We start from the raw sequence: 3699 nt of genomic DNA, 5'->3' as shown, positions 1-3699 counted from the left end.
TGCGGGGAGAGGTCGTCCGGCGAAGCGCAGCGAAGCCGGGCGGATGAGGGGGACTCACCGCGTCCTCACATCTTCAGAATTCGCCGGGACAGCCCCTCACCCATAGCCGATGCTCCGCATCGGCGTCCTTCTTCAAGAACGGCGGCCGTAGGCCGCCTACGCCTCTCCCCGCAAGCGCGGGGCGAGGGAGAAGCGCGGCGCGCTGCGCAGCATCCGGGGAACGCCGTTTGCGCGGTGCCAGCTTCCGCGGCGGCTCGTTGAACCAGCCGTCGATGCAATCGACCATCTGGCTGTCGTAGCTGCGAAAGCTTTCGACCCGTCGCGAATGACTCACTTCGGACATCAGCCACGCATCCACAATCTACTCTGGCCGCAGGTTTCCACCTATCAGAGAACTCAGGATACCCGCTAAGATGCCGTCTGGAAGGACTAGTGTCGGAGATGCAGCGCCGCGACTTCATGACGTTTTTGGGTGGCATGGCAACTGCGTGGCCGCTCGCTACGCGTGCCCACAAGGGGGCAATCTATGTCCGACAATCCTACAGCTGAAAGCATGGCCGGGTCTCAAGCGGCCCCGCTCCGCGAAGCGTGTCCGGTGGCTTTGAGGGGGGAGCGAGGTTGAAGCAGATCGGTCTTTTCGAAATGCGCCGATTGGAGGCGTTGAGCAACACCATCTTCGGCGTTGCGATGACGCTGCTCGCCTATGATCTGCCGAAGGCCAGCAGGTTCGCGAACGCGCCTGCCTGGATAGACCTTTTCGGTGCCTACGCACAACCTGTCATCGCGCTGATGATCAGCTTTATCGTCGCCGGCGTGTTTTGGCTCAGCCATCATCGGCGGCTCACCTTCGCGCCGGAAGGCAGCCGCGGCGAAGTCTTCCTCAATCTGATCTTCCTGCTGTCGATCGTCATGCTTCCGGTGACGAATGGACTTTACGGCGTGTATCGGCTCGATAGCGTCGTCGCAGTAAGCTACGGCTTCCATCTGACTGTCATTGCCGGCCTGAATGCGCTGCTATGGATTCTGGCGCTGCGAGGTCGCCGCAATCCCGAGTTGCTGGCAACCGCGATCTTTCCGGTCTTCGTATTCGTGTTCGGAACGGTGATGGCCGTCGTCGCGCCGTCCGTTGCGCAATTCACATGGTGCCTGGCATTTGGCGCGCCTCTGGCGGGCTGGTTGGCGGCCCGGCGTTGGCCGCTGAGAACGAATTAGCCAGCTCGATCTCTGTTAAGGCGGCGCATGTCTGTTGTTGGCACATCGCGTCATTTCGCTGCGACGTGCCACATTCCCCCTTGAGCGGTGTTGATGTCGATATTCCTCGGCACGCGCGTCGGAAGCGCGCGCTTCGGCAACGCGCAGGCCATCACGCGCCGCGATGAGCCAGTGCCAACTTCAATGGTGGGTGAGGATTTTCGCCCGTCATCGCGCCGAAGCGCCCGTTGCGGCGGGCCGCGAGTTCTTGCCAAATCGGGCGACGATGAAGGAGTGCCGCTGATTTGCCCGACGTGTCAAGCATGGCGCCAGGCCTATGCCAGCGACGGCCGGCTACTTTGCATGGGGTTGTTTTCGATATTTTTGGTTGGGAGCGAGATACGCTCAGGTGAGCCTGCGTACCGGCTCGCCGGTGACGGTGCGCTGAAGTCTGGTGTCCCGGACGCGGTGCAGCGCCTCTTCGGCGATGCGCCGCAGAGCCGGGACCCATTTTTTCCGACAAAGTATGGCCCCCGGATCAGCAGCGCACCACGAAGCCTGTGCTCGGGCCGCGCAAAGCGCGGACCCGAGTGCAAAGCGCGGCGCGCTGCGCCGCATCCGGGGAACGGCCAGCTACCACCTCAGCTCCCGCATCAGCGCCTGCGGGGGATGGCCGAACAACTCCCGCACCGAGGCGGGGTCGAGCTGATCGATGCCCTCGAACTCCCCGGAGTGGATGCCGCGGGTCACGAACAGGCAATCGATCCCAAAACCGTGCGCGCCGGCGAGATCCGTCCGCACGGAATCGCCGATCGCCAGCACGCGGCTGAGCTCCGCCGAATGCCCGCGGCGCGCGGCGGCCAGTTCCATGGCGCGCTGATAGATCGGCCGGTGCGGCTTGCCGTAAAAGATCACCTCGCCGCCGAGTTCGCGATAGAGCTCGGCGATCGCGCCGGCGCAATAGATCAGGCGGTCGCCGCGCTCGACGACGATGTCGGGATTGGCGCAGATCAAGGGCAATTTGCGCGCGCGCGCCTGCAGCATCATCGCGCGATAATCCTCCGCCGATTCGGTTTCGTCGTCGAACAGGCCGGTGCAGACGATGTAATCGGCCTGTTCCAGCGGCGCGATAACGGCATCAAGCCCGCGATGGATCGAGCTGTCGCGCTCGGGGCCGAGCCAGAACATTTTCTTGTCCGGATGATCGGCGACGAAATGCCGGGTCAGGTCGCCGGAACTGACGATCGCGTCATAGGTCTCGTCGGCGACGCGCAGCTTGCGCAATTGCCGCTGCACCGAATCGGCCGGCCGGGGCGCGTTGGTGATGAGGATGACGGTGCCGCCTTGCCTGCGAAAGGCGTGCAGCGCGTCGCAGGCGTCGGGAAATGCCTCGATCCCGTTATGCACCACGCCCCAGATGTCGGAGAGCACGACCTCGACGCCGCCGACCAGGTCGCGCAGCCTTTCGACAAACCGAAGTGAGGTCATGATCGCAAGCGCCGGTCAGCCCGGTCCGGCAGCGCGGCGCGCCAGCGCGGCATTGCCGGTCGCCCGCGGCGGGGTCTCGATGGCCGGGCCGGTGAGGGGAGCCATATTGCTGGAGCCATCGGGGTGCTGCGCCCTGTCTGGAGTGGCCCCGCCGGTAGCAGATGCCCCATCGGGCCGCAACGGCCGCGGCGGCGCGAACAGAAAACCCTGCCCAAACCGCACGTCAAAGTCGAGCAGATCGACCACCGCGCGCTCGCCCTCGATCTTTTCGGCGATCAGATCGATGCCGAAGCGGCCCAGCAGATCCGAGAGATCGGAAGGGTGGATGTCCGACGTCGAGCTCAGCATCGGATCGAGCAGCAGCGCCGCCGGCACCTTGATGAAACGGACGCCGCGGTCGGCGAGCTCCCGCGGTTCGATCCCGAGGTCGCTGACATGATCGATCGAGAAGCGGTAGCCGCGCTGCGACAGCGCCGCCAGATGTTCGGTCTCGGTCGGGCCGAGATGGCGGAACGTCGACTGCTTGAATTCGAGCACGAAGGATGGCGCCAGCGCGCGGTTGGCTTCGAGGAAATCGAGGCATTGGGCGAAGTTGGCGGGATTGCCGAGCGTTACCGCCGACACGTTGCAGAACACCCCGACGTCCTTGTTGCGCACCATCAGCCGGCGCAGCACCTGCACGCAGCGCAGCATCACCATGAGATCGATGCGCCCGATCAGGCCGCCCGCCTCGGCGGCGCCGATAAAATCGTCGGCCGCGATAATCTGATCCTTGTCGTCGCGCAACCGCGTCATCGCCTCGTAATAGCGCACCTTGCGCTGCGGCAGCGTCACCATCGGCTGCAGATGGAGTTCGAGCCGGTTTTCCTCCACCGCGTTTTTCACGGCGGCCAGGAGCTGGGTCCGGCTGCGCGAGGGCGAGGCGACCTCGGCGGTAGCGGCGACCCGCGGCCGTGCGGGGGCGACAATCGGCGGGCGTCGGACGGCAGCCGGCACGGGAAGCGGCAGCTCGGTTTGCGC

Annotated in this window: 4 protein-coding genes; 1 reads left to right on the top strand and 3 read right to left on the bottom strand. The window is 65.0% G+C overall.

Going from position 1 to position 3699, the window contains the following annotated elements; all coding sequences use genetic code 11:
• Nucleotides 1-73: 73 nt before the first annotated feature.
• Nucleotides 74-343, bottom strand: coding sequence for a hypothetical protein (locus WCE35_RS02750; protein ID WP_424591808.1), 270 nt, complete (start codon nt 341-343; stop codon nt 74-76).
• A 299-nt stretch (nt 344-642) separates the two neighbouring features.
• On the opposite strand from WCE35_RS02750, the gene WCE35_RS02745 reads away from it, so the two are divergent.
• Entirely contained in the window at nt 643-1212 is a 570-nt protein-coding gene (locus WCE35_RS02745; RefSeq protein WP_424591809.1) for a TMEM175 family protein, read from the top strand.
• 612 nt (nt 1213-1824) lie between these two features.
• On the opposite strand, the gene WCE35_RS02740 is transcribed toward WCE35_RS02745, so the two are convergent.
• Nucleotides 1825-2679 (bottom strand): TIGR01459 family HAD-type hydrolase, encoded by an 855-nt coding sequence (locus WCE35_RS02740; RefSeq protein ID WP_424591807.1) that lies wholly within the window; start codon nt 2677-2679, stop codon nt 1825-1827.
• A gap of 15 nt (nt 2680-2694) precedes the next feature.
• Nucleotides 2695-3699, bottom strand: a 1005-nt coding sequence (locus tag WCE35_RS02735; RefSeq protein WP_424591806.1) for an EAL domain-containing protein, incomplete at its 5' end; no start/stop codon positions are given.

It is taken from the genome of Bradyrhizobium sp. (assembly GCF_049691595.1).
Lineage (GTDB): Bacteria > Pseudomonadota > Alphaproteobacteria > Rhizobiales > Xanthobacteraceae > Bradyrhizobium.
This window is presented reverse-complemented; position numbering and strand designations above follow the sequence as displayed.